Here is a 25,027-nt window from a genome sequence, read left to right on the forward strand (position 1 = left end):
TTGATTGTCCAAGAAGATATGGTCTAATCAAATAGTAAGAATATATGAAACAGAAAGTTTCAGATCTACATCAAGGATGAATGCATGAAAAAACAATTTGTCATTTTTTTAGCAGCAATAACCCTAGTGCTAAGTCATTTAGCATGTACTTCTTCTAATACCGATGATGGCGGAGGTGAGCAAATCGCCGCCGAAGGTGGTGATGCATCACCAGAAGGTGTGAATGAAGGGCTTGGAACTGATGGAACAGAAAAACCTGGAGAGTTGGGTTCTCCACAAACAGTTGCAGAAGGTGGATTGGAAGACCCGAATCTGCAGCCTTCTGGAGATAGTTCTACAGCACAGGTGACGGATCCAAATGCGCCTCCAACAACAGATCCCTCGGCGGAGAACGCGACAAATTCAAATCCACCTCCTGTAGAGACTTTAGCAAATAACCCACAACCTGCTGAGCAGGCAAAACCAACAGAAACGCTTCCTGTAGCAATTACCGAGGCTCCAGCACCAGCTCCTGTAGAGGCCAAACCTGCTGTGGTAGTGGAATACAAGAAAATGGAAACGACTCCGTGGGTTGTCGGCGGAAAAATGATGAACTCAGTTTATTTTGCAAGGCCGAATGACACCCTCGAGTCGGTAGCTGAAAAAATTTATGGAGATAAAACAAAAGTTAAAGAATTAAAAAAAGCAAACAAGTCAGTTGCTAAAAGAAATCTAAGAGCTGGTGATAAAATATATTACAACTCTCCGACAAGGACCGAAGATTCTTCACAGATCATTACCTATTATGCGGATAAGGGAGTGCCTCCGCTTACCTACACAACCAAAGAAGGTGATAATTTAAGAAAAGTAGCAAAGGAACTTTTGGGATTCAAAGACGCCTGGAAGGAAGTTTGGGCATCAAATAGTTTTGAGTCCAATAGAAAATTGGATCCAGGAATTGAAATAAAATATTGGAAAGAAGAAGTCTCTGCTCCGGCTCCAACAACCTTGGCTGAAAACAATCCTGTAACTCCCCCTATGCCCACGAAAGATGTTCCCCCGCCTCCTACGGTAGCAGAAATGCCGCCGCCTCCTCCACCGCCAGCGGATATTCCTCCACCGCCTCCTAATATGGCAAGTAATGATTTTCCACCCCCTCCACCTCCGCCAGTAGATGTTCCACCTCCGCCCCCACCACCAGATATAGCAAATAATGATTTACCTCCTCCTCCACCGCCACAAAACCCAACTCCAGCTATTGGAAACAATAAACCAGCCTCTGCTTCTTCAGAAGGAGGACCTCATTTAGTCGCTGGAATGGATGAAGAAACCCTTTATATGGCCATCGGTGGAGCTGTGGTCTTATTAGCAGTAGCTGTATTTATTGTGAGAAGAAAAAATAAACAGCGTGAACAGTTTGAACAAGCAATGAATGAAACACAAGTGGGTTGATTAGCCCACTTTTTTAAAGATCTTATCAATTACATTTCGACGGTCTGATCGCTGTGATTCTACAAAATAAATGAGGTCATCAATAATCTGGACATCTCTGTTGTTAGTAGGATTGAATTTTAGCCCACAACCGGCAGAGTTTGACCAGATGACAGTTGCAGCTAGCTTTCTTTCGCGGCCAGCGACCTCAAGATAGATAACCACTTTTTCGTGAGGGCGAAAAGCCTCTTGGTCATGTTCTAAAAAAGCGCCCGTAAGGCTGATGTTTCGTAAATTTCCTTTTGAGTCTTCTCGAGAATAATTTTTCTTAAAAGACACGGGAAGCAAGAGTGGGGTTCTTGGTGAAGGGATATTTGAAGAGTCCACTAAATCTCCTTTGTTAAGGGGTCGTTTAATGAACTCGGAGTAAATGCATAAATACTTTACAATAAATTGAGATAAATTTGAGACAAAAATATTTTACCTAAATTTTTCTAGAATAAATGGATCTTTAGTTCTTTCTAAAATTAATTGGTAGTATTGGTGGTTTACTTGGATAGCCATTCATATCAAAATGAGATTTATTTATTCTTAATTAGGGACATAGAATAAAATTATTAATTAAAATGAAAATAGGGGCTAGATTTTAGTATTGACAAGCTAAGTATTTTGTTACAGACTTGATAACAAGTAAATCCAAAAGTCTGAGACAATCAATAAATTATATTACTTTCTTTAAAATCATTTATACCTAAATCATGAATTATAAAGAAAAATAATCGGCTTGTGTCTCGTCTTAATTTTTTCCAAAATCATATCAAGGAGTTTTTGTTTGTCTGATACAAAAAGCCAAGCTAACGAGCAAGCTAACGAGCAAGCTAACGAGTCTAAATCCGTAGAAATTACTAAAAAAAGAGGTCGCCCAAAGGCAGCAGAAGAAGTCAAGAAAGCCAAAACAGAGGCAGCAGAAACGGTCAAGGCGGCGTCGACTCCAGCTCAAGAATCGTCACCTCCACCCACACCGACGGCGGCGCCAGCGCCAGTGTCGGCAGCAGCACCAATGCAGTCATCAGCGCCAACACCAACGTCAGCACCGACGACAGCTCCAAAAGCCACTTCTGCTTCAGAGACATCGGCGCCTTCAGCAGCAGGAACAGGGGTTGAAGCGGCCCCAGCCACAGGGATTGCAACAGGAACAAGCGCAGAGGGATCTGTAGCCCCTTCAGCGCCAACAGCGGAGGCTCCAAAACGATCGGAGCATAAACCGGAAAGACATCATGAGGGTAAACCAAAATATGAAAATAAAGGCGGAGGTCACAACCCCTCTGGCGGTAATCCCAATAATCGAAATAGCTATTATAAAAACAATCATAAGCAACAGTATGACAATCGAAATAACAACAATCGCAATCGAAATGATCGATTTGATAGAAACGATCGCTTTGACCGTGGGGATAGAAATGACCGTGGCGAAAGAAGCGAGCTAAGGGAGCAATATTTACAACGACAACAGCAAAAAGCACAACAAGCCAGTGGAATCTATGATCCCGAGAATCCAGCTGGAATTATTCCACCAATGAATCAAGGAGAAGATTCTTCTTTGAAACAAAATCAAGGAGCTGAACAGCTGGATGTGGATGTATCTGGAATCAATTTAACTGAAGAGGAAAAAAGCTGGTTATCCTCAAAAGATTTGAAGACCAAAAACATTCAAGAGCTAACGGGTTTGGCAGTTAAATTAAAAATTGAAAATGCGGCGGGGCTCAGACGTCAGGACATGATTTTTGAAATCCTAAAAAGATCTGCAAAATTAGGGGTTGATATTTATGGATCAGGGGTATTAGAAATTTTGCCAGATGGTTATGGGTTCTTACGATCACCAGATTACAATTATCTTCCAGGGCCTGATGATATTTATGTTTCCCCCTCACAAATTAGAAGATTTGGTTTAAGGACTGGTGATACCGTAACGGGTACCGTGCGGCCGCCCAAAGAAGGCGAACGTTACTTTGCACTCCTTAAAGTGGATTCACTTAATTTTGAAAATACCGAAACAGGTAAAGACAAAATATTATTCGACAACCTGACTCCGCTTTATCCCAATGAAAGATTAAAGCTTGAACATGGTCCTGCGGAATACACAACCCGTGTTGTGGATCTTATGAGCCCTCTGGGTAAGGGACAAAGGGCCCTGATTGTGGCCCCCCCAAGAACTGGAAAAACAGTATTGTTGCAAAATATTGCGAATGCCATTACGGCCAATCACCCGGAAGTAAAATTAATCGTTTTGTTAATTGATGAGCGTCCTGAAGAAGTGACTGATATGCAAAGAACGGTCAAGGGCGAAGTTGTTTCTTCAACCTTTGATGAGCCACCAACAAGACATGTTCAGGTCGCTGAAATGGTTCTGGAGAAAGCTAAACGGCTTGTCGAACACAAACATGATGTAGTGATATTACTTGATTCGATCACTCGATTGGCCAGAGCCTATAATACTGTGGTGCCGCCATCGGGAAAAATTTTATCTGGTGGTGTGGATTCCAACGCTCTTCATAAACCAAAAAGATTTTTTGGTGCTGCTAGAAATATCGAAGAAGGAGGCTCACTCACAATTATTGCCACCGCCCTTATCGATACCGGATCCAGAATGGATGAAGTAATTTTCGAAGAATTTAAAGGAACTGGTAATTCTGAAATCATCTTAGATAGAAAATTGATGGAAAAACGAATGTTCCCTTGCATGGACATCAACAAATCTGGAACTAGAAAAGAAGATTTGCTTATCGACAAAGGGGATCTCACCAGATTATGGATTTTAAGAAAAGTCCTAGCCCCGATGAATCCCGTCGATGCCATGGAATTTTTGTTAGACAAAATTTCTCAAACCAAATCCAACGCTCAGTTTTTACAAAGCATGAGCGGCGGAGGTTAGACCACGAAGGGTTGAGTCAAGGTCCTGAAATAAAAAAACTATTTTGAAAAACCAATTTGATACCAACAGTATGGGGTTTGTGTTTGAGGTGGATCAAATCTTTGTGAATAAATAAATAAACCTGGTGGATACTTTGAATTATCTAAATAAACAGTGGGAATGATTTGAACTTCTGGGGAGTCAAACTCAGGATTTCGGCTATCAATCGTAAGGATCGACTTCTTTATTATTTTTAAAGAATTCTCATTAATTTCAGCAATTGAAATATTATCTCTTGGAAAATTTCCAATACTGTTTTGTTCAGATATTGGGCCAATCCAATATAATTTACCATTTTGTGCCCTTATTAAATTTGAAGCTGTAGAGGAGCTAAAAAAACAGGATCCATCATCATTGCAAAGAGGCTCTGGTTGACTCCAATTTTTTCCATAATCATTAGAAATAGAAATCCAACGTCTTGACGGCAATTGGTTATCATACTCATTAGATCCGCGACTTACCATAATTAGCGTACCTGGTTTATTTTTTAACTCTTGAACTGCCGGTTCCAAAATACCTCTAGTTGATTTTGATTCCGGCAAGAAAGCTCTATCACTCAAAGTCCATGATAAATCCGTCTGCTCTTTGTTCCAATTGCCGGTGATAATGGCACCTACAGAATAACTAGCTACAGGAAATCTTTGTTTTGTAGGTTCGTTTCTTGAATCTAATGGCCAATAGGAAACAGGGATGACTATTGATTGATTACTTAGTTCTATCAATGAAGAAACCCCGCTAGGCCAAATACCATTCTTTCCTGTTATTATTCCTGGAAATGGATTTTCTTCTGAAAAACCATTTTGAATTATGGGTTTAAATTTAGAAAAAGTTTCCCCTCCATCAGTGGAAATTCTGTACCAGATGCTTTGCGTATTCACACCAATTAAGGTTTCTTCTGAGCCCTTTTTCATAACATTGGCAATCTGAATTAGACGATTAATGTTAGATTTTTTAAATATCCATGCCGGTGAGGTAGAGGTGAATACTTCCATTTCTAAGCCACTAGAATTGGTTATAAATTTAGGATAAATAAAAGCATTTCCTGTTCCGCCTTTACCCGCATCCCAATCCTTTGGAATTGCTAATGGACGGGCTGAGGCAATAGCTGCTGAAGACTCGGAAGGATAATGAATTTCCTTATCAATTACTATTAAATTAGGACCAAGAGAGTTTGCCATAGCGTTATTTGAATCATTATCGAAGGCATTATTTGATTTTAAATTGTTACTTTCGTTAATGTGAAAGGAATTTTGCGAACAATTTTGAAAAAACGAAATAAAAGAAAAAGACAATAAAGATACTAAAAAAAATTTCAAATTTAAGAATTTAGACACCCAATGCTTCCTTCATCTTTAAGAAAAAATAATTAATAAGTCTCACAGCAAAAGTTAATATTAATAAAACGTAAAACCTACTCTTGAAGAAGAGTACTACAGTAATTTTACATCTAAACCTATAATAACTCCAAGAGTTGTCTCATCGGAGGATTTCTATCAATGGCACGCGTCTTGCTATGATAATTTCTTGATTGCGATTTTAAAGCCAACAGTATTAATAGAGAAACCGCGTATTGTTAAATTTATATGTCAAAAATTAATTCAATATGAAATTTTCTAATTTCGTCTATAGTCTCTCGTCTATATAAAATTTAACGAAAACAAGTTGTTTTTCAACGGTTTCGTACCAAAATGCATTGAGCCTAGGGAGTTCCCATGAAGATGAAAATAAATGCAAGTTCAAACCAAAACCCAAATCCAAACCAAAACCCAGAGAAAAAGATAAATCTAATGAGCTTTCTGGCTCTGGGTTTGATGATGATTTTGTTGGGTCCTCATAACGATAAAGCCAAGGCGCAAAATCAGACTGAATCAGAGAAACAAGCTTTGCGAATTAATCTTGTCGAGGCAACGGCGCCAGCCCCCAAAACATCACCGTCCCTGGGCAAGAAAAGTTTCAAGGGGGTTCCGGCGGCTAAGGATGCTAAAGAAACTCAGGATATTCAGGATGAAAATTTAATGGCGGCTATTATAGAGAAAATTTTAAACAATGTAAAAAGAATAGAAATTGAGAATGAATTTCATATAAGTTATCAGTCTAAAATGGTGGCAAATAAGCCTGTGCAGTTTTTAGATATCTATCAGTTAAATTTAGGGGCGATTATTCAATTTGATAAGGATCTAAAGTTCTTTTTATCTATGGAAAAAAATCTAGATGGTAATAGTTTGAAGCTCGTACCCTATCTTAGTTTAAACACTCAAAATTTGTATTTAGTTGGAAAATTAGAAGTAAATCCAAAAGGGAAATTTATAGTTAGAATTTGTAACAACTATAGCGAATCAAATGACTATTGTGATCCCAAAAGACTATCTATCATGCTGAGTAATCAAACGTTTAATACAATTAAAAAGCTAGAACTAGGAAAAATCACTTTGAATTTTAATAATCTTGCGGGAAGTAACGGTTATCAATTTGAGGGAGTTTGCGAATCTTTTGAGGAAAAATATGATAAAGAAACAGCCTCAAAAATCATGGCGGCAAAAGATTGTCGTTTTGGGGGGTATTATAGTTTTAATCCCGAGATTGGTTTCAAAATTGAGTACACGTATAAAAATATTAAAAAACAACAATGAAAATAATGAGTTTAAAACTTTTTGTTGCGACTGCCTTTTTGGGAATTATAGGTTTTGCGGAACCCCCACCAGCGGCTTATTCTAAAGAGCCTTGGTTGTATTCAGTTTTTAAAAATATGGTTGTTGATTTAGATTTAATGTTTAAGGAAATGGGATTGGAAATTTATTCTTGTCAGTTAATTCAAACCAACACAATGAATATCATTTCAAGTTATGCTTCTTTAACCAATTGTTTGGGTGACTCGATCAAAAATACATTTAAGACAAAGGACAGAACAAAAATTAAAGTATGGGTTTTAAATGAAAAAGGCGAATACTTGCCCCCTTTGAACCTGGAATGGAAAAACTCGCAAAAAGGTTGGTGGTCTTTAATTTACGAGTTTGCTTATTTAGCGAATGAAGATTTTTTTAAACATTTTTCTCATGATTCAAGAACGCAGGGTGCTCATGGCTCCCAAAAAGAAGGTCCTTGTAGAATAAATTCTTCAGACTTCTTAGAAAAAGATATGGGAAATATTGTAGGGGAATTGCAGATAACAACGGCAGAGCCATGGGCCCTGAGTGATTATTTTGATTTGTCAGGACTCAAAACAATTCCTGGATTGAAGAATGCCAGCAAGGCTGAAATCAAAGTCACCACCCCCGAATATATTAATGGTAAAAGAATTTATGAAGCTCGAATGACTATTCAGAACACCTACGAGGTGAGTCGCGAAAATAAATTTATTAATTTAAAAATTAGATCAGATTTTAATATCGTCTCGCAACGAGATTCTTGTGTGAACTATTTATTTTATTTTATAAATCAACAAAGGGGTTTGCCATGAATCAGAAAGCGAGATTGATGGATTTCAGGATGGTTAGTTTTATCAGCCTGATCTGCATGATTAGTGCAGTTTCTTTTCAAGCCTTTTCACTGGAGTATGGTTGCACCTTACAGCCCAACGAGCTTAATAATTTTGGAACGAAGTTGGTTCAATCTATTCAAGAGTCAAAACAATCCCTGCCTGATAATATAGAGATCAATACAGAAATTGAAGGAGTTTATAGTACAACTTCAGAAAGCAAAACCACAGCCTCTTTTGAGGGGTTTTTCAGGCCAGCGGAAAGTGATTTTTTATCGATTGTTCCAGAAATTCCTGTGCTGGGTTTTGATATTGATAAGGACCGAATTGTTGTTTATGCTTGCGCCCATATAGATATTGATCCTAAAAAATCTCATTTAACGATCTATTTTCTTCGGGGATATCACCTAGATCCGATTTCTTTTAGTAATTTTATTGGAAATGTATTATTTAGTCCGAGCATGGAAGTAAGACCTATCCCAGCAAGTATATTAGGAATCAGCAAAATCAAGAAATTCTTTTTGCAAATTTTTAGATTTATTCCTTTTTCAAGTTTTCCATTTGATGCACTTGGATTGGTCCAAACTTTTTTTGCAAAAATATTTGGAGATGTCACTGGGTTTGGAGTTGAAAGAGTTGAAGTGACCCAAGACTATGTCAAGGTATCATCGGGTGTCGATTTAAAATCACCAAGAGAGGCTTTGTATCGAAAAACCTTTAACTTGAAAAAACCAAGATTAGGACCTGGGATTGACAATCCATAGAAAAAACTGGAAAACCTTTTGTTATGAATCAAATTAAACACAAAATACTAATGATTTCAAAAGCTCTGCATTCAAGGAATTTACTTGCTGCGGCTGATGGGAACATTAGTTTTCGTCAGAGTGACGAAGAAATTTGGATCACTCCAACAGGACAAACCAAGGCCTTTATTTCTGAAGGCGAACTTGCAAAAATCAATATTAAAAATGAAGTTTTGTTTGGTAAACCATCGAGTGAAAGATTAATGCATCTTGAAATTTATAAAAAATGTCACCAAGCGAAGGCTGTGGTTCATGCTCATCCTCCAACAGCGATTGCCTGGTCATTGGCATTTCCAAAACTGAAAGAACTTCCGTATCATTCTTTGCCAGAGGCTATCTTGGCAGCTGGAATCATTCCGATCGTTGAGTATGCACGTCCAGGAACAGAAGCCATGGGAAAAAATCTAGGGCCCTATTTGCCGGAGCATCGACTTTTAATTCTGGCTCGTCACGGGGCTGTTTGTTGGGGTGAAGATTTGGATGAGGCCTATCGAGGGCTCGAGCGAGTGGAACATGTATGCCAAATATTAAAATCAGCCCACGAGCTAAGATTATCTCGGGAGGCAGAGCTTGATCAGGACACCGATCTTGAGTTGTCCAAAGATGAAATACTAGCCCTTTTTGAATTACGAAAAGAAATTGGACCCAAGATTTTATGAGTCAGTATTCAAATGACAGGCTAGAAACCATAGCTATCAAGTGGAACCCAACAGAAATGTGGGCCTTAGATCAAACTCAGTTGCCAGAAAAGGAAGTTTGGCTTGAGTTAAGGTCCTTAGAGGATTTCATAAAGGCGATAAAAAATTTGAGCATTCGAGGGGCACCTCTTATAGGAGTGACGGCGGCCTTATTTTTAGCTAAATTAGCAAAGGCCAATTTCGACAAAGATAGATTAGTTTCAGAGGCCCTTGAGATTCGCAAAGCACGACCTACCGCAGTTAATCTAATGGTTTGTATAGATCGCATGATTCAGGCCATTCATCATTCTGAAAGCGCTGATGATATTTTGAGAGAAGCTAAGAGTATTTTTTACGAGGACCAAGCCCTTTGTTTGCGAATTTCAGAAAATGGTTCCAAACTGATTCAAGATGGTGACGCCGTTGTCACACATTGTAACACCGGGGCCTTGGCGACGGCTGGTATGGGAACAGCTCTGGGCGTTTTAAAACAGGCATTTAAATCAGAAAACAAAAAGATTCATGTTTATGTTGATGAGACGAGGCCCCTTTTACAGGGTGGTCGCCTCACAGCCTGGGAGCTCGAGAAATTAGAAATTCCCTACACTCTCATTACGGATTCCATGGCCGGCTTTTTAATGAAGAATAAAAAAATTCAAAAAGCCATTGTGGGCTGTGATCGAATTGCTTTGAACGGGGATTTTGCTAATAAAATTGGAACTTATTCCCTAGCGGTCAATTGTTATTATCATCAAATTCCTTTTTATGTGGCGGGTCCTTATACGACCATCGATTTTAATTGTCTTACCGGGGATCAAATACCTATTGAGGAAAGACAGAGGGAAGAAATTTTAGGATTCAAACAAAATGAGCAGCAAATGATTTGGGCTCCCAGAAATGCAAAGGTCTATAATCCTTCATTTGATATCACCTCGGCCAAACTTGTTTCTGCATGGATTTTAGATTCAAATATTTACACACAAGATAATATTCACACCTTGGAGAAAACATGCTAGCGATAATTGGCGGATCTGGTTTTGAAAATTTTGAAGATTTTATTTCCTTAGAAAAACTAGAAAGAGAAACACCCTTCGGATTAGCTTCTTCGGGTCTTAAAAAGGTCAAAATTCAAGATGAAGAATGTCTTTTTCTTTCTCGGCATGGTGAACATCATGAACATTTACCTAGCGAAGTTAATTATGCAGCAAATATTTATGCCTTAAAAAAACAAGGTGCTAAGGCCATCGTTTCATTTTCTGCAGTGGGTAGTCTGAAAAAAGAATTTAAACCTGGCCATTTGGTCGTTCCCAATCAATACATTGACAGAACCAAAGCGCATCGAAGAGCTAGTTTTTTGGGAAACGGTTTGATTGGGCATGTATCACTAGCAAAACCAACTTGTGAAGTGATGAATAGAAAATTACAAGAATTACAAGCGACATTTAAATTTGAATCCCATTTTGGTGCTACTTATGTTTGTATAGAGGGGCCGTATTTTTCAACTCAAGCAGAATCAAAGTCCTATCAGCAAATAGGAGCTGATATTATAGGCATGACAAATTTTCCGGAGTATGCCTTGGCCCGTGAGGCAGGCTTGCCTTATTTACCCTGCTGTTGGGTAACTGATTTTGATTGTTGGGATGACAGCATTCCCCATGTCACGGTTCAAGAAGTAATTAAAGTGATGAAACAGAATAATTTAAAAGCCTTCGAAATTTTAAGAAAATTAGTGACTTTAAAAAGCAAACTGTGGGAAGGATCTAACTGTATCGATTCTGGTCTTAGAACGGGTTTATTTATGCCAGAAAAGCTAATTCCTCTTGATAAAAAAAATTGGCTATCTATCTTGAGAGATTAGAATTACAATCTTTAGTTAAGTTAAAATTGTAGTGTCTAAATATATTGTATCTAAGTTATTAGGAATTATAGGCATTATAGGAACTATAGAAATTATTAGGAATTATAGGAATACAGATGGATCTTAAAAAATACGATTTACCGGTGGCATTGTTTTTAATTTTAAATCCTCTTTTGGGATTTTCTTTATTTTTTGTTTATATTTTTTATTTTGATGTTCCCATGAGCCTTTGGATCTTATTTTTAATTTTTTGCGCGGCTACGAATTTAAGTATCACAGCTGGTTATCATCGATTATTTGCCCACAGAAGTTATGAAATTAATAACTTTGCAAAATTTTTATTATTACTGGTAGGATCTTCTGCGTTTCAAGGGTCAGCGTTAAAATGGTCATCAGACCACCGACGCCATCATCAATTTATCGATACAGAAAAAGATCCGTATTCTATCGAAAAGGGCTTTTGGCATGCTCACATGGGATGGTTATTCTATAAATCAACGGTTGATTTAAAAATTAAAGCTCCTGATTTGGAAAAGGATCTTTTAGTAATGAATCAACATCAGTACTATTTAATTTGGTCTATCTTATCGGGTTTTATTTTTCCTCTTTTTGTGGGAGCTTTATTGGGAGTGCCTTTCGCAGGGCTAATCATTTTGGGCTCTTTAAGGATTTTCTTTACACAGCAGAGCACTTTTTTTGTAAATTCGTTATGCCATACCTTAGGGAAACAAACCTATTCTAAAGAAATTTCGGCTCGGGATAGTTTTATTGTGGCGCTATTAACTCATGGTGAAGGCTATCATAATTTTCATCATCAATTTCAGTATGACTACAGAAATGGGATTCGGTGGTATCATTGGGATCCGACTAAATGGGTGATACTATCATTAAAGTGGACTGGGTTCGCCAAGAAACTTAAAATAATTCCGGCACAAGAAATTTTAAAGGCTAAACTAAATGCGGAAGCAAAATGGCTAGAAACCAAAGGGTTTTCCAGGGATAAAATTGAAAACTTAAAGATAAAAATTCTAGAAGCACAAACTCAGTTTGCACTCTTAAGACAAGAATATAAGAAAATGAAGATGAAATCTTCTGATAAAATCAATGATCTTAAGTTAACCTCCACCGAAAGGCTCAATGAGGTTAAGCTGCAAATTGCAGAACTTAAAATAAATATTCTTCGAGCCAAGGCTGATTTCAAATTTTCTATGAAACAGTGGAATGTCCAAGTTTCACTCTACAGGTAAGATATTGAGATCTTTTTGTCTTATTTTTCTTAGCTCCAGAGGGATGGATTCTAAGATCGATTCCCCTAGGGCTTCGATCAAAGGCATTTTATAGTGTTCTCTTCGATAAACAAGACCAATTTCTCTGGCCGGAATGGGTCTTTCAAAGGGCAAAGAGATCGTTCTGCTTCCTAGATTTTCATTAGCCAGACTTGGAATCAAGGTGTAGCCACCATAAGAATATATGAGGTTTTTGATTGTTTCTAAGCTGCCACTTTCAAATTTATATTTTCGATTTAATGAAGGATCTTTTTTAAGTGAGCAGATATCAAGAACTTGATTTCTAAGGCAATGGCCCTCTTCTAAAAGCCAAATGTCATTAAATTTTAAGGAAGAATATTTGATCTTTTTCAGCTCCGCAAGCTCGTGATCCTTTCGGCACAAAACATAAAAAGGCTCAAAAAATAAGGGATACTCAAAAATTCTTGAAATCTTTAAAGGTGTTGCTAACAGCCCAACATCAATGTCATCGGAATCAAGAGATTCAATAATTTTATGAGTTTGTAGTTCAAATATTTTTAAAGCCAGCTCGGGATATTTTTTTTCAAGAACGGGTAAAAGGCGAGGTAAAACATAAGGGGCAATCGTTGGAATAACTCCAATAACCAGCTCTCCTTGAATTTTATCAGAGATCGCAGTGTTAATAAGAGAATCTATTTTTTTTACCTCGGAAAGGATCAATTTAATTTGTTCAATTATTTTTTTTCCCGTCTCGGTAAGTAAAACAGGTTTTTTTGACCGATCAAAAATAATAATGCCTAGCGTATCTTCAAGCTTGTGAATTTGCATACTCAAGGTTGGTTGAGTCACATGACAGGATTCGGCAGCCTTGCCAAAATGACCAAGCTTATGAACAGCAAGGACATATTCTAATTGGGTTAAAGAAAAATTTAGATTTACTAACATAGCAGCCTATATATCATTTAAACCAAATAATAGATAAAATCTATCAAATAAAATATATTATCGATTTTACAAACTTGATCATCAGATCTATTATGGGCTTAGATGTGCGCTGTGGCGCAAAGCCTCAATAAACCATCAGGGGTTACGTGTGTATCTCCTGATTAAACCAAAGTAAAAAAGGAGACGTTTATGCAAACGCTAATAAATACAAAGGTGACTGACTTTAAAGTTCAGGCCTATCATAATGATAGTTTTAAGACGGTAACTCAAAATGAGTTGAATGGGAAATGGTCTATTTTCTTTTTCTATCCAGCAGATTTTACATTTGTATGCCCTACAGAATTAGGGGATATGGCTGATAAATATCCTGAATTTCAAAAAATGGGAGTTGAAGTTTATTCCGTAAGCACAGACACTCATTTCGTTCATAAAGCTTGGCATGATGCCTCTGAAACAATTAAGAAAATAAAGTATCCAATGCTTGCAGATCCTACGGGGCATTTGTCTAGAGCTTTTGGAGTTCATATTGAAGAAGCAGGGATGGCATATCGTGGGACATTCTTAGTTAATCCAGAAGGTCAGATTAAGTTAGCCGAAGTGAATGACAACGGTATAGGAAGAAATGCTGATGAATTATTAAGAAAAGTGCAAGCGGCTCAATTTATTGCCAAACATCCAAACGAAGTATGTCCGGCAAAATGGAAGCCAGGTGGCGAGACCCTAAAGCCCGGCTTGAATCTTGTTGGTAAAATTTAAGAAAAATAAATTATTTTGTGAAATGAAAAACTCAGCTGGGGGTTGCGATTTAAACCCCTACTGAGTTTTTCAAAAAAATTAAAGCAATTTATAGAAATTCAAGTAATTAATAGAAAATTAAGTAATAAAAAGAAATTGGAATTCCCAAAGGACAGGAGGATTGTATGCTTGATCAAGAAATAAAAGAGCAGCTAAAAAATGCTTTCGCTCAACTAGAAAATAATATTGATTTAGTCTATACTCCATCGTTGAACTCAGATCAAAGCACACTTTTAGAACTACTGAATGAAGTGGCAACAACAAGTAAAAAAATAAAAGTCATTAGCAGTTTACAGCCACTGACGGATGTTCCTCCTCAATTTAAAATTTATTATCAGGGGAAGGCTACGGGTGTTTCATTCAAGGGAATTCCGACAGGACATGAATTTACTTCTTTAATCGTGGCTATCTTGAACGCAGATGGTAAAGGTAAAATGCCAGATGCATCGATGATTCAAAGAATTAAGAACTTAAAAGGGCCGATTCATCTTCGAACCTATATCTCTCTAACGTGTGAGAATTGTCCCGACGTGGTTCAAGCCTTGAATCTAATGTCATTTTTGCATGTCGATTTTAAACATGAAATGATTGATGGCGCTTTTGTGCAAAGTGAAATAGAGCAATTGGGCATTCAAGGAGTCCCAAGCGTTTTTGTAGACTCTCAGTTTATTCATTCAGGGAAAATTCAATTTTTAGATTTACTTAAAAAATTAGAAGAAACTTTTGGTAGCGAAGTAAAGCAAAATATAAATCAAATTCAAGATTTGGGCTTATATGATGTTGTCGTCATTGGCGGAGGACCCGCAGGTGCTTCGGCTGCGATATACAGCGTGAGAAAGGGACTCAAGACGGCTTTAATTGCAGAAAAAATTGGTGGCCAAGTTCAAGATACCAAAGGAATTGAAAATTTAATTTCAGTTGTTTACACGGAAGGACCCCAGCTGGCCGCGCAGCTTCAACAGCATCTAAATCATTATCCGGTTCAAGTGTTAGAACATCGACGTGTTGAAAAACTAGATAAAGATACAAAGACGATTTATTTAGAGGGCGGAGAAAAAATAAAAGCTCAATCGATAATTATTACTACGGGGGCTAAGTGGCGTGAATTAGGTATTCCTGGAGAAAAAGAATATCTTGGAAGGGGTGTAGCCTATTGCCCTCATTGCGATGGTCCTTTTTACAAAGGAAAGAAAGTCGCTGTTATCGGGGGTGGAAACTCGGGGGTTGAGGCGGCAATAGATTTAGCTGGAATTGTGAAAGAAGTCGTATTGTTTGAATTTAATGATGTATTAAAATCAGATCAAATTTTAGTTGATAAGTTAAAATCGCTATCTAATGTTTCGATTGTTACCTCGGCTAAAACACAAAAGATTCACGGAGATGGGCAAAAAGTCCTAAGACTTGAGTACCAAGACCGGCTTACAGAAAAAGAGATTCAATGTGAGCTTGATGGGATCTTTGTTCAAATAGGATTATTACCCAACAGTCAATTTTTGAAAGATTCCGTCGAGCTAACAAAATTTGGGGAAATTATTGTGGATAACAAAGGAAGAACTTCAATACCCGGAATCTATGCGGCTGGGGATGTCACAACAGCGCCGTATAAACAAATCATTATTGCCATGGGTGATGGAGCCAAAGCGGCATTAGCAGCCTTTGAAGATCGAATGTTCCATTAAGGCCCTTGATCTCATCCCTTGAGACATGATAGCCTTTCTCAGAAAATTAAGAGGAGAGAATATGAAAAAAATTATTTTAATTGCAACAGGCTTGCTGTTTGTTCAATTGGCAGCTGCTGAAGATTTAAATTGTCAGATTTCTTTAAACACTAAACTTGTAGTCAATAAAAATATTAATTTGCCCATGACGAGATCTGTTTCCTTTGGAGAGGTAGAAGCTTTTCGTTTTAAAATCAATAATTTTGGAAATTCAAAATTTCAAATCGAAGTATTTGATGGAAATAATCCTTCTCGAGGCTACGCAGATGGAGTTTTAAGAAGCCCTTCAGACCAGATTAAGTGGTCTTTTTGGAGCAGAGAAATTCTATTAGAATCAGTTTGTACTTTATTAAAAAGGTAATTAAAGAAATTGCAAGATCCTATTTTAGATATAGCTCAAAATTTTTCCTTTGATTGGTACATTCTTATTCCAAGTATTTTATTTGGAATAATTGGAATGTATGTTTTTAAAAAAGGCCGAAGAATTGATAATAGAACGCAAATTATTATTGGCATAATTTTAATGATTTATCCTTATTTCGTTTCGGGATTGTGGCAAAATTGGCTCGTGGGATTTGCTTTTTGTGGAATTGCTTATCTAGAAAATAAAGGATTTTAGAAGATCCAAAAGGCCAAATGCCAAATGCCAAAGGATAGAAAATGAATAACTCATTTGGAGAGAACTTATGAATTCAATGGAAACACTCTTATCGGTACCTGTAGAGAAAAGGGACACTCCTTGGGAAATTGATTTTTTTAATATTTTTGTTAATTCTAAGTTAAATGTCCTTTCACCAGACCCTCAAGTTGGCCCTGATAATTGGCCTTATTTGATGACCGAGTGGACAACTGAATCAACGGAATCAGTTCAAAAAATAATTCATTGGCTGCACGATAAAGGAATCGGCTTGGTTGTCAATCCGACAAAGGATTATCCAGATTATGTTTTTTCCTACGGAATGATTTGGTCGTTTAAAGAAAGTGGATTTTTCTATAAAACAACAGATAATATTAAGAATGGGGTTCTGGAAATTAAGGAAAATTCAAATTGTTTTTATGGGGCCCCCAATGAGGAATATTTACCAAAGTATGCACGGCAAATTTTAAAGGATTTTTTTCGAGATCAAGGTTTATTGAATGTTAAAATACTCATGATTTCAACGGACAGTAAATTTTTTGATTTTGCTATTTCAATAGAAAGCCTAGGGAATCCACCCATCTCAGAACATGAAGGAATTGCCGAGGCCATCAGTTGGTTCTTGCCCCCTCACTATAGCATCTTACTCATCAGCCAAAACAACTTGCCACCATTTGTTGATTTATAAAAAGCAACCTATACTCTGCCGGTCTAAGGTTGAGTGTTCATATCTTCAAGGTCTACTTCGACTTCAAGTTCTTTCACAATTGGTTTCCAAATATAAACCTCTTTCACTTGCCCATGGTAACCCTTGTTCATGTAATCTATTAGCGTTGGATCTCCAGAAATAATAAAATTTCCATTTTTAAGTACGGTCAAATATCGATTCATCCCAATCATTTTATCTTGCAGTTTATGCGGAGTGAAGTCTCCAGTTCCATCTTTGGAGAGGATGTAAACTTTGGCCTGATTGTTATTTACAACTAAGTTTCCATTCGGAAGTTCACGCGCATTCCATACAAAGCCCCCTAGAAATATATTTTGTTGGTTGAGGTATTGATTTGTTTTTGGATCGAGTTCCCAAATACGAACATGACCATCATAGCCGGCGGTAGCTATGCGTCCATCTTTTAGAAGCTCAACGCTAGAAATCTTGCCGCTTCCAGGCGGGTTCTGAAATTTGTATTGGTACACATGAGTTTGCCGTTGCTGATCCCAGCGATAGTATTCGAGCCGGCCAGAGTAGTCCCCCGTCACGAAATCGTTGTTAGGAAAAACCGCAATGTCCATGATGCCAGCCGTACCTGGTTGAATGGCACCTTTGTGCTGTGTTGAGATGTAGGTGTATGTTCCTCCCTGGTTAGGTACCGACGATTCTGTAAATATAAGTAATTCCCCGTCATTGTCACCCAATATCGCGCGACCATTTGGTAACGCTTTTAGTGGCCCAACAAGAGTTCCTGGGAATACCACGGCTGTAGGCCGCACACTCGGATTCATTGGGATGAACATCATGGCATTTTTATTGTTGGTGGTTGTGTAGTATACAATTGTCCCACTGGTTAGTTCAGCGAAAGGCCCCTGAACAGAACCAGGAGTTTTTGATAAGTGACTGTAGTATTCGAATGAACCATTGGGTTTAGGTTTCAAGAATTCACTTTTACCATATCGAGTTTCTGCTAACAACCGTCCACTTTGCAATTCAAAAATTTGATCGGGATTTTGTTCAAAGAGATCTCCGATGTCGTGTACTGGTTCGTATAGCTCGGATTCGACTACTATTTTTTCAATGCGCTTTAGGGGAATTCTAGGTTTCGGTTTTTCTTCTTTCTCAATTTTAGGTTCTGGGCGATTTTGAATTTCTTTGATTTTTGCTTTTAAAATTCCATCAAATCCAGGGACTAGCTTTTTCAAGCTGCGCATTTCCACTTGAATGGATGGGTTCATAAAAATAGCAGTGATCGGCGTGCTGGTCGATTTCGCCATTTCGGCGATGCGTTCTGCTAAATTTTGGATCGCAGCTTCATTGGTTTGAGTCGCACCGAAGCGGTAGTAAGAGCGACAGCTATTCGCATGCACGACGTTTCCATTCCACAATAAGGTTGCGACAAGGATTATCGCTAGAGGCTTCATGGGTTCTCCTCGTCTAAAATTCCTACTTCTAATTTGCTTTTAGACCACTCAGTCGAAATAAAATTACTACTAGCGTATTGGGCGTTTACAATCACACGCGTGCCGTTTGAAAAACCATAGTATTTTGCAAAATGTTGGGCTCTAGTCGATGATGTGCTTTTATACTGGAGCTTGCCGTTGAAATCTTTATCTAAAAAGATAACACCTTGCTCGAAAGTGGAAATAGCGAAACCGGCATCTGGCGTAGGTGTTAGTTTAGATGCGGACCTAATTGTCTGCGCATGATGGCAAGAATCTATTTCAATGAATTCAAATAAATCAGGGGGTGTGAGGGGAGCTGGCGGTTTCTTTTTTAGGAACGAAAAAAGTCCACCACCATGGGACTCCTGAGGCTTCGGAGGAATTGGTTTGATTACAAATGTTTTTACTTCGCCTGTTCGATAAAGTGCGTAGATCATTCCGTGTCCATCTCTGTGCACATCGACTATTTCAGTGGTCGCAGAATCAGTAATATGACCGGCCTGCTCATACTGGTGAGTCTTTGTGTCGAAATGCCAATATTGAATAACGTTATCGTTATACATATTCAGCTTTTGTTTTTCATAGTTAGTTATTGTATGATGAGCGATAAAATCGCCATTGGGAATCGGATGAATGGAATTCAGATTTTCACGAGCATATGGGCTCCATTCACGTCGTTGAAAATTTTCAGTAATGGAATCTGTCAATGGTGAATAAATTCGAATTTTTCCATGCACCATCGATACAGCTACTAAACCATTAGCAAGGGCAGTTAGCTTAGATATATGGCTTTGACCCCTCATCGATTCTACCAAAGTATCGATATAAACTTTAGACTTAACAAATCGATTCCCACTTTGTACTACAATATACTGCTCATTTCCAGTTTCTACTTGCAGTATCACTCCGCCGTTGAATCCTGGTCTGACATCGGCAATTTCTTTTTCTTGAAATGGAAAGGGATTATATGCAGGGATTAGTCGACCATTGATATCGAAAGTAAAGAAAGCGGCCACGCGGTCTGGCATCCTAGAAAATACAAGGGATGGATTTACTTCAACAAAATCCGGATTCAAACGAGTCAGGTTCGAAATGTCATTTTCGACCTCAGCTCCCTCAACGAGGACTTTTCTTGGTTTAGGTTTGATTGGCGGATTAATTTGATCTTTCTTGACTTGTGTTTCATGGGGTGCTGGTCTATCAGCGGTTTTATTTATCGTGACAACAAAAGGTTTCTTGGCTTGTTCTATTCGCGTATTGATTAAGGATTTTACTTGGGCCGTGCTGATACCTTGCGAGTTCGCAGAAGATATAAGTTTTATGATTTTTACGTCACTCAAAATCTGCGATGTCGTTAATTTAACATTTGGATCAATTATTTCGATCTGCGCCGCAATGGCCTTTAGCATGGATTTGCCGCCACCATACACCTGGATGCATTCATTGGCATTGGCCATTAACGTCGATGAAGAAAGGTAAATGGAGCCAGCGGTTAAGAAAATTATAAATATTCGATTTTTCATGGCTTCACAATCCTTATTATTTTAGTCAGCTGACTGAATTCGACGACAGAAAGTTCACTGAGGTCATTGCCGCCAAGCTGTAGAAAGTTTTTTAGTAATTCAGTTACAAAACCTATTTTTATATCATCACCAATTGTTGAGTTTAATAGTACAGACTCAACTTCTAGTAACTCACTGATCAACATTGGATTGTTGGGGCTATCTTGTTTACGCTTCATCAAAGAAACTAAATGTGCTAAATCATTACCTGGAACGGACTCTTCCTTATCAGGAATACGCAGATTGTTGATTCGACTAATTATGCCGTGACCGAGGCTGCCTATACTTGGGTCAAAAACAAAAGCCTCAGGATCGAAATCGACTTTCTTTGCATCTTTCGCAAAGTTCTCCATCATCTCTGCCGTGATTTCCGTAACCATTGATTTTGAGTTTTTGGTGTTAGTATATTGAACAATTTCCTCTAGCGTTGAATTTCGTCCGCCAAGGGCTACCAAATTAAACATAGTTTTTACATAGCTAGGAAGAGCATTGATTTCGTTGATAGTTTCTTGTTTATTTACGGAAGCGCCCCCATCGGTGAGCAAAATCATATTGGCGCGATTTAGTTTTAAGCGTTGGCTAAAGTCAGTGCTGGATGGATTGGATGCTTTGATGCTATCTTTGATCATTTTAAAATGGGTATCGAAACAAGCCTGAATATTTGTGCCGTCATTAGCTACTGTAGGGCGGGATAAATAATTTAGGACTTCTCGTTTTGCTTCCGCGGCTGTGGTTACTTGAATACCAGCATGGACCTCATTACCAAACGGAAATATAATAACTTTGTGGGTGTGATTTCCAAAGGGATCTTTTTCAGACAATGCTTTGTCGACAATAGCAGCAATGGCACTGGCTTGAACTTCTGCCGGTCGACCGTGCATAGATCCGCTGATGTCGAAAAAGATGTTGGTATGTTTGCGTTCAATTGTACTTTGTGAGCCCGCCGTCGGATATTGCTGACGATATCCCATCATATATTGCTGATCTTTCAAAAGATTATCGAGCAACATCAAAACCGGGTCCGGATTATACTGAATATCCAGGATCCAGCGTTCAAATTTCGCGACATCTTCAGGACGCGCTAAAACGATATCTTCATTACGATTCTTCAGTGTGTACGCACGCAAAATAGATTTAGCATAACGTAGTTTATGCTCGCGTTCGGCATTTAATAAGAAATTGAAGTGTTTGCCCACCAGGGAAGCTTGCATAATATTATTTAAACCACCATTTCTTAACGCCGTTACGAAGGCTTTTTGATCGACAGATCCTGCTTCTTCAACTTTAGGAAATTGATCGCGGATAATTTCTTTGATGATTTCGCCAGGCAGACCCTTCAGTACGGACTGAGTCAGCGCTTGTTCTTTTGCGCTTGGGTGATTTAGTTTTGAAAAATCATGCATAATAGATACGAGTTCGTCGTGAAGGCGCTGCTCATTAACGGTTAATTCGCGCAAATTACCGATTTCAGAAATAAAATCTTTTACCGCCTTTAAATAGCGATAGGAAATTGTAGGATCTGAGTGAATTTGAGCTTTTGCTTCTGTCAGTAACTCAACTAAAGTTCCTTCTTTCATTCCGTACATTCGCGACGTTAATGTTTGTAAGTCTGATTTGGCTTTCTTGTTTTGCATCGTCAGGGCGTGGTGATTGATAAGGTAGCCGTCAAGAAGAGCCTCTAGCCCGTTCCATTTAATAAGTCGAACTACGGGCCCTAAAGTGTTTAGCAACATTTGACGCACAAGCAGTCCCAATGGTGTTTTATATCCTGGAGGGACTTTACTATATTTTGGTTTCGGCGGTGGTTTAGCCAGGTCTTTCGGTTTTTCTTTTTCTGGCATTTCTAGAAGATTTTGTGCTGCTTTCTTTTGGTCTTTTGGTGGCAGCGGCGGTTTCTGTTCTTTAGTTTGTTGTGTCTGCTGTTCTGGCGTTTCTTCGACTTCATTTTCTTCTTCAAGTTCTTCTTTGTTGTTTTTCTCTAGCTCAGGATTTTTTCGTGTGGGGGTAAAATCGTAAGAAACCCATTCGTCACCGATAAATACTTCGACCCAAGCATGGCGAGGTAGTGAGTAGTCTGCAACGTTATAATTCTGGCCATCGATATCTTTTTTGCCGGAGGTTCTTCGACCATCTACTATGCGCGTGGGAATTCCAAAAAAGTCTCGTAGCAACGTCGCACCGATTTGGGCGCCACCATCACAGTTGAACTCTTTCATAACTGCCATCTCTAGGATCGTGTCTGCTGGTTTTTGGCCGTTCTCTGAAAAGTATTTATAGGGGCCGTCGGTTGTGATCCAGCTTGATAATATTTCAGATATTGCAGCAATGTCGCCGCCACTATTGTCTTGCGCTTTTTTGACACCATCTAGAATGTGCGCGGGCCATTGATTTTGGCGTATTTTACTTTTCTTAGTTAGAATTGTTTTTTGAATCTCAGATAGGTGTTTACCCTTGCTTGTTTCAAGTTCTAAGATCATTTTTTCTGGCAGTGGTTTGCCGTTTAGGCTTTCGACCAGATACTCGCCCATCGCCGGCTGAAAGACGCGAAAATCCGTATAGGTTTTTACAACGGGCATGCTCCCATAAGCGACAGGAACGACCGCCGTACTAGCGGCCAGGGGGTTCACCAAGACACTTTGATGGCGCTTTCCTGGTAGGGGGGGGCTGGATGTCGTGTTAACTTCAGTCGTTCTTGCGGAAGGATCTTTTCTCCAACCATCATCATCGAAGGTATCAAAGATTTCTTCACGAACACGTTTTTCAGGAACTGGGGCCGTTGTTCCGAATAAATAACTGGAATGTGGTTTTTTCATTGCTTCGCTGATATCTTTGTTTTTTGCTTTGTACTCTTCATTACGCTTTTCCTTAAGGCCGTCTTGTTTTTCTTCAGGTGGCGGTGGTGATTTTTTCACAGAGCTCTGCTCTTGCAAGCTTTGCTTGCTTTCACCTTGTGGACGCTGAACTGTATTTTGCGGGCGATGGGGCGTTGCTTGCACAGGCTTTTGCTTTTTTCGAAATAAACCTTTGATGTAGTTTACGACTTTTTCGACTGCACTCATTGGTGGTGGTGGAGGAGGTGGTGGCGAGGCTTGGTAAAACAGTGGGCAAGACTCATCGGCCATAGCCGGCGTCAGGCTAGCTGTGCCGAAAATGAAAACAGATATCAATAGAAGTAGATTTTTAATCATGGTTTTCGTGTCCATAACCAGTAGTTTTTAATTCCGGCGGTGTAGAAGCCGCCGTGTTGCAAAGGTAAAATAAAAGCACCTGGTCCTTCGCCCCGTGCTACTGTCGGTATTCTTGTTGTTGCAGAGATTTTTCCGGAACTGTCAATTCGATATAGAGGAAGTGTTTCGTCGCCACGCATTGTGTTTACCAATATCTGTCCGTCAGCTAAAACTTCCAGACTTTTAATCCAAACATTACCTGCATTTTTAACATTTTCAGTAGCGATAAGTGATAAATTTCCGTTATCCCATTTCCAGGTTTTAACTAATCCTCGATATTCCGCGGTGACCAAAATCCCACCAGGCAGCATTTTCATACCGTTAATTCTGGGCACGAATGATCCAGTCATATAGCTCATTCGGTCAGGGTAAGTATACGTCCCAGTATCAAAAACTCGTCCAGGTTGGTAGGTACCATCAGATTGGCGTACCCAATGTTGAATCACTGAAAGCTGTATGTATGGATCTTGTGCTCCTTCCAGCAGCCGTGGACCTAATTCAAATGCGACTAGCAAGTCTCTATCAGGAAGAACAAGGAGTTCACTGACAGAAGATGTTATGTTTGGAGCTGGAGTACTTGGCGCATAATCATATTCTTTACTGATTGCGCCTGTAGTTCGGTCTAAAATAATAAATGGGCCTCCACTTTTATCTATCACAACAAAATGTTGAGTGGATATGGGAACAACTTCCGTTTGGTTACGATATTTGCGCAAATCGATATGGGTAAACGTATTGGGATCTAAATTATTTGGATTTAAAATTGTAAGCTGTTTATGTCCGCTGGAATCCAAAGTCATCACGGCCACCAAATCAGAATTCACTAGTTTTGGTTTTGAGACTGAGATAAATGTGGCGGATATTTTATCGATCTCGTTATATCGGATATCTCCCATGCCATCAAGAATGGGAGCCAGTCGTTTAATTTCTTGAGGTATATTGGGATTTCCTTCCGGCAGTGACAAAATATCGCCATCGGCAAGCTCCACCATATAATATCCAAGACTTTCGGAAAGTTCTTTTTTAGAAAACTCTCCCCTACGAAGTGGAATTTTTTGAGCGATATTGGATCGAGCTTCAAACTGATTTCCATAATCAACGGGGGGTTTGTTCTGCAAACTTAGGCGCTGAAAAGTTTCTTCCATACTTTCAGTACCAGGAATCGATTTCGCATTGCCATTAAGAAGATCTTTCAGCTTCTTCATAAAATTGGGATCCGCTCTCTTTCCAGCTATAATCATATTCGCAAAAAGCGGAGATTGGATCAGGGCAATCGCAGCGGCACGTGATCCGTTGGCTCCAGCTAAAATTGCTGCTGCGACACCGTGAACTGTAGAGAACTTACTGGTGTAGATTGCACCACAGGTATCGTTCGCTAAAACGGAAAGGTTTAGGCTCAAACTTAAAATTAAAATGTGTTTTAGATTCATAAATGCGCCTCGTTCATAGCGGGAGAAGCATGACTTGTACCAATCCAAATCTTATATATGCATAGATAAGAACTGTTTTGAAGGTATTGTATGTATCAAAAATATACAGTGTATTAAC

General features: G+C 38.7%; 21 protein-coding genes. 14 read left to right on the forward strand and 7 right to left on the reverse strand.

The genetic code is table 11. The annotated features are described in order from the left end of the window. The first annotated feature begins 84 nt into the window (after nt 1-84). Nucleotides 85-1,431, forward strand: a complete 1,347-nt coding sequence (locus J0M15_01410) for a LysM peptidoglycan-binding domain-containing protein (GenBank protein MBN8535685.1) — start codon at nt 85-87, stop codon at nt 1,429-1,431. On the opposite strand, the gene J0M15_01415 is transcribed toward J0M15_01410, so the two are convergent. Further along, the gene (locus J0M15_01415) at nt 1,432-1,797 is read right to left on the reverse strand and encodes a PilZ domain-containing protein (protein ID MBN8535686.1); all 366 of its coding nucleotides are present in this window, start codon (nt 1,795-1,797) and stop codon (nt 1,432-1,434) included. Nucleotides 1,798-2,986: 1,189 nt separating this feature from the next. Here J0M15_01415 and rho point away from each other — a divergent pair. Then, entirely contained in the window at nt 2,987-4,342 is a 1,356-nt protein-coding gene (rho, locus tag J0M15_01420) for a transcription termination factor Rho (protein ID MBN8535687.1), read from the forward strand. A gap of 38 nt (nt 4,343-4,380) precedes the next feature. On the opposite strand, the gene J0M15_01425 is transcribed toward rho, so the two are convergent. Next, complete coding sequence (locus tag J0M15_01425) at nt 4,381-5,715, reverse strand: exo-alpha-sialidase (protein ID MBN8535688.1); 1,335 nt, start codon at nt 5,713-5,715, stop codon at nt 4,381-4,383. Between the two features lie 378 nt (nt 5,716-6,093). Between J0M15_01425 and J0M15_01430 the strand changes: the two genes are divergently transcribed. From J0M15_01430 to J0M15_01460, 7 genes are all read left to right on the forward strand, one after another. After that, on the forward strand, nt 6,094-7,011 hold the full coding sequence (locus tag J0M15_01430; GenBank protein ID MBN8535689.1) for a hypothetical protein: 918 nt from the start codon (nt 6,094-6,096) through the stop codon (nt 7,009-7,011). Beyond that, nucleotides 7,008-7,838 (forward strand): hypothetical protein, encoded by an 831-nt coding sequence (locus J0M15_01435; GenBank protein ID MBN8535690.1) that lies wholly within the window; start codon nt 7,008-7,010, stop codon nt 7,836-7,838. Before J0M15_01430 ends, J0M15_01435 begins: the two co-directional genes overlap by 4 nt. Beyond that, on the forward strand, nt 7,835-8,620 hold the full coding sequence (locus tag J0M15_01440) for a hypothetical protein (protein MBN8535691.1): 786 nt from the start codon (nt 7,835-7,837) through the stop codon (nt 8,618-8,620). Before J0M15_01435 ends, J0M15_01440 begins: the two co-directional genes overlap by 4 nt. Nucleotides 8,621-8,643: 23 nt before the next feature. Then, on the forward strand, nt 8,644-9,318 hold the full coding sequence (locus tag J0M15_01445; protein ID MBN8535692.1) for a class II aldolase/adducin family protein: 675 nt from the start codon (nt 8,644-8,646) through the stop codon (nt 9,316-9,318). Further along, nucleotides 9,315-10,352, forward strand: a complete 1,038-nt coding sequence (gene mtnA / locus J0M15_01450; protein ID MBN8535693.1) for an S-methyl-5-thioribose-1-phosphate isomerase — start codon at nt 9,315-9,317, stop codon at nt 10,350-10,352. Before J0M15_01445 ends, mtnA begins: the two co-directional genes overlap by 4 nt. Then, entirely contained in the window at nt 10,346-11,194 is an 849-nt protein-coding gene (locus J0M15_01455) for an MTAP family purine nucleoside phosphorylase (GenBank protein ID MBN8535694.1), read from the forward strand. Before mtnA ends, J0M15_01455 begins: the two co-directional genes overlap by 7 nt. Nucleotides 11,195-11,310: 116 nt before the next feature. Next, nucleotides 11,311-12,441, forward strand: a complete 1,131-nt coding sequence (locus tag J0M15_01460) for an acyl-CoA desaturase (protein MBN8535695.1) — start codon at nt 11,311-11,313, stop codon at nt 12,439-12,441. Here the strand turns inward: J0M15_01460 and J0M15_01465 are convergent. Next, on the reverse strand, nt 12,427-13,386 hold the full coding sequence (locus tag J0M15_01465; GenBank protein MBN8535696.1) for a LysR family transcriptional regulator: 960 nt from the start codon (nt 13,384-13,386) through the stop codon (nt 12,427-12,429). The two genes, J0M15_01460 and J0M15_01465, sit on opposite strands and share 15 nt — an antisense overlap. 189 nt (nt 13,387-13,575) lie before the next feature. Here J0M15_01465 and ahpC point away from each other — a divergent pair, with 189 nt between their 5' ends. From ahpC to J0M15_01490, 5 genes are all read left to right on the forward strand, one after another. After that, nucleotides 13,576-14,142, forward strand: coding sequence for a peroxiredoxin (ahpC, locus tag J0M15_01470; GenBank protein MBN8535697.1), 567 nt, complete (start codon nt 13,576-13,578; stop codon nt 14,140-14,142). A 164-nt stretch (nt 14,143-14,306) separates the two neighbouring features. Next, on the forward strand, nt 14,307-15,860 hold the full coding sequence (gene ahpF, locus J0M15_01475; protein MBN8535698.1) for an alkyl hydroperoxide reductase subunit F: 1,554 nt from the start codon (nt 14,307-14,309) through the stop codon (nt 15,858-15,860). A 61-nt stretch (nt 15,861-15,921) separates the two neighbouring features. Continuing rightward, nucleotides 15,922-16,260: a hypothetical protein gene (locus J0M15_01480; protein ID MBN8535699.1), complete on the forward strand. Its 339-nt coding sequence runs from the start codon at nt 15,922-15,924 to the stop codon at nt 16,258-16,260. A gap of 9 nt (nt 16,261-16,269) precedes the next feature. Then, nucleotides 16,270-16,518: a hypothetical protein gene (locus J0M15_01485; GenBank protein MBN8535700.1), complete on the forward strand. Its 249-nt coding sequence runs from the start codon at nt 16,270-16,272 to the stop codon at nt 16,516-16,518. Between the two features lie 67 nt (nt 16,519-16,585). Beyond that, on the forward strand, nt 16,586-17,224 hold the full coding sequence (locus tag J0M15_01490) for a hypothetical protein (GenBank protein MBN8535701.1): 639 nt from the start codon (nt 16,586-16,588) through the stop codon (nt 17,222-17,224). Between the two features lie 23 nt (nt 17,225-17,247). On the opposite strand, the gene J0M15_01495 is transcribed toward J0M15_01490, so the two are convergent. Genes J0M15_01495 through J0M15_01510 form a run of 4 tightly spaced genes read right to left on the reverse strand, consistent with a single transcriptional unit; the run spans nt 17,248 to nt 24,909 of the window. Beyond that, nucleotides 17,248-18,669: a hypothetical protein gene (locus tag J0M15_01495; GenBank protein MBN8535702.1), complete on the reverse strand. Its 1,422-nt coding sequence runs from the start codon at nt 18,667-18,669 to the stop codon at nt 17,248-17,250. Continuing rightward, complete coding sequence (locus J0M15_01500) at nt 18,666-20,213, reverse strand: hypothetical protein (GenBank protein ID MBN8535703.1); 1,548 nt, start codon at nt 20,211-20,213, stop codon at nt 18,666-18,668. Before J0M15_01500 ends, J0M15_01495 begins: the two co-directional genes overlap by 4 nt. Beyond that, entirely contained in the window at nt 20,210-23,440 is a 3,231-nt protein-coding gene (locus J0M15_01505) for a hypothetical protein (protein ID MBN8535704.1), read from the reverse strand. The genes J0M15_01500 and J0M15_01505 overlap by 4 nt, the downstream gene beginning before the upstream one ends. Beyond that, nucleotides 23,437-24,909 (reverse strand): hypothetical protein, encoded by a 1,473-nt coding sequence (locus tag J0M15_01510; protein MBN8535705.1) that lies wholly within the window; start codon nt 24,907-24,909, stop codon nt 23,437-23,439. The genes J0M15_01505 and J0M15_01510 overlap by 4 nt, the downstream gene beginning before the upstream one ends. Nucleotides 24,910-25,027: the final 118 nt, after the last annotated feature.

This window comes from Deltaproteobacteria bacterium (genome assembly GCA_017302835.1).
Taxonomy (GTDB): Bacteria; Bdellovibrionota; Bdellovibrionia; order Bdellovibrionales; family Bdellovibrionaceae; genus UBA2316.

What these genes read in the sequence shown, in the direction of transcription:
- J0M15_01410 (MBN8535685.1), top strand. Translation starts at nt 85, where the DNA reads ATGAAAAAACAATTTGTCATTTTTTTAGCAGCAATAACCCTAGTGCTA.
- rho (MBN8535687.1), top strand. Translation starts at nt 2,987, where the DNA reads ATGAATCAAGGAGAAGATTCTTCTTTGAAACAAAATCAAGGAGCTGAA.
- J0M15_01430 (MBN8535689.1), top strand. Translation starts at nt 6,094, where the DNA reads ATGAAGATGAAAATAAATGCAAGTTCAAACCAAAACCCAAATCCAAAC.
- J0M15_01435 (MBN8535690.1), top strand. Translation starts at nt 7,008, where the DNA reads ATGAAAATAATGAGTTTAAAACTTTTTGTTGCGACTGCCTTTTTGGGA.
- J0M15_01440 (MBN8535691.1), top strand. Translation starts at nt 7,835, where the DNA reads ATGAATCAGAAAGCGAGATTGATGGATTTCAGGATGGTTAGTTTTATC.
- J0M15_01445 (MBN8535692.1), top strand. Translation starts at nt 8,644, where the DNA reads ATGAATCAAATTAAACACAAAATACTAATGATTTCAAAAGCTCTGCAT.
- mtnA (MBN8535693.1), top strand. Translation starts at nt 9,315, where the DNA reads ATGAGTCAGTATTCAAATGACAGGCTAGAAACCATAGCTATCAAGTGG.
- J0M15_01455 (MBN8535694.1), top strand. Translation starts at nt 10,346, where the DNA reads ATGCTAGCGATAATTGGCGGATCTGGTTTTGAAAATTTTGAAGATTTT.
- J0M15_01460 (MBN8535695.1), top strand. Translation starts at nt 11,311, where the DNA reads ATGGATCTTAAAAAATACGATTTACCGGTGGCATTGTTTTTAATTTTA.
- J0M15_01465 (MBN8535696.1), bottom strand. Translation starts at nt 13,386, where the DNA reads ATGTTAGTAAATCTAAATTTTTCTTTAACCCAATTAGAATATGTCCTT.
- ahpC (MBN8535697.1), top strand. Translation starts at nt 13,576, where the DNA reads ATGCAAACGCTAATAAATACAAAGGTGACTGACTTTAAAGTTCAGGCC.
- ahpF (MBN8535698.1), top strand. Translation starts at nt 14,307, where the DNA reads ATGCTTGATCAAGAAATAAAAGAGCAGCTAAAAAATGCTTTCGCTCAA.
- J0M15_01480 (MBN8535699.1), top strand. Translation starts at nt 15,922, where the DNA reads ATGAAAAAAATTATTTTAATTGCAACAGGCTTGCTGTTTGTTCAATTG.
- J0M15_01490 (MBN8535701.1), top strand. Translation starts at nt 16,586, where the DNA reads ATGAATTCAATGGAAACACTCTTATCGGTACCTGTAGAGAAAAGGGAC.
- J0M15_01495 (MBN8535702.1), bottom strand. Translation starts at nt 18,669, where the DNA reads ATGAAGCCTCTAGCGATAATCCTTGTCGCAACCTTATTGTGGAATGGA.
- J0M15_01500 (MBN8535703.1), bottom strand. Translation starts at nt 20,213, where the DNA reads ATGAAAAATCGAATATTTATAATTTTCTTAACCGCTGGCTCCATTTAC.
- J0M15_01505 (MBN8535704.1), bottom strand. Translation starts at nt 23,440, where the DNA reads ATGATTAAAAATCTACTTCTATTGATATCTGTTTTCATTTTCGGCACA.
- J0M15_01510 (MBN8535705.1), bottom strand. Translation starts at nt 24,909, where the DNA reads ATGAATCTAAAACACATTTTAATTTTAAGTTTGAGCCTAAACCTTTCC.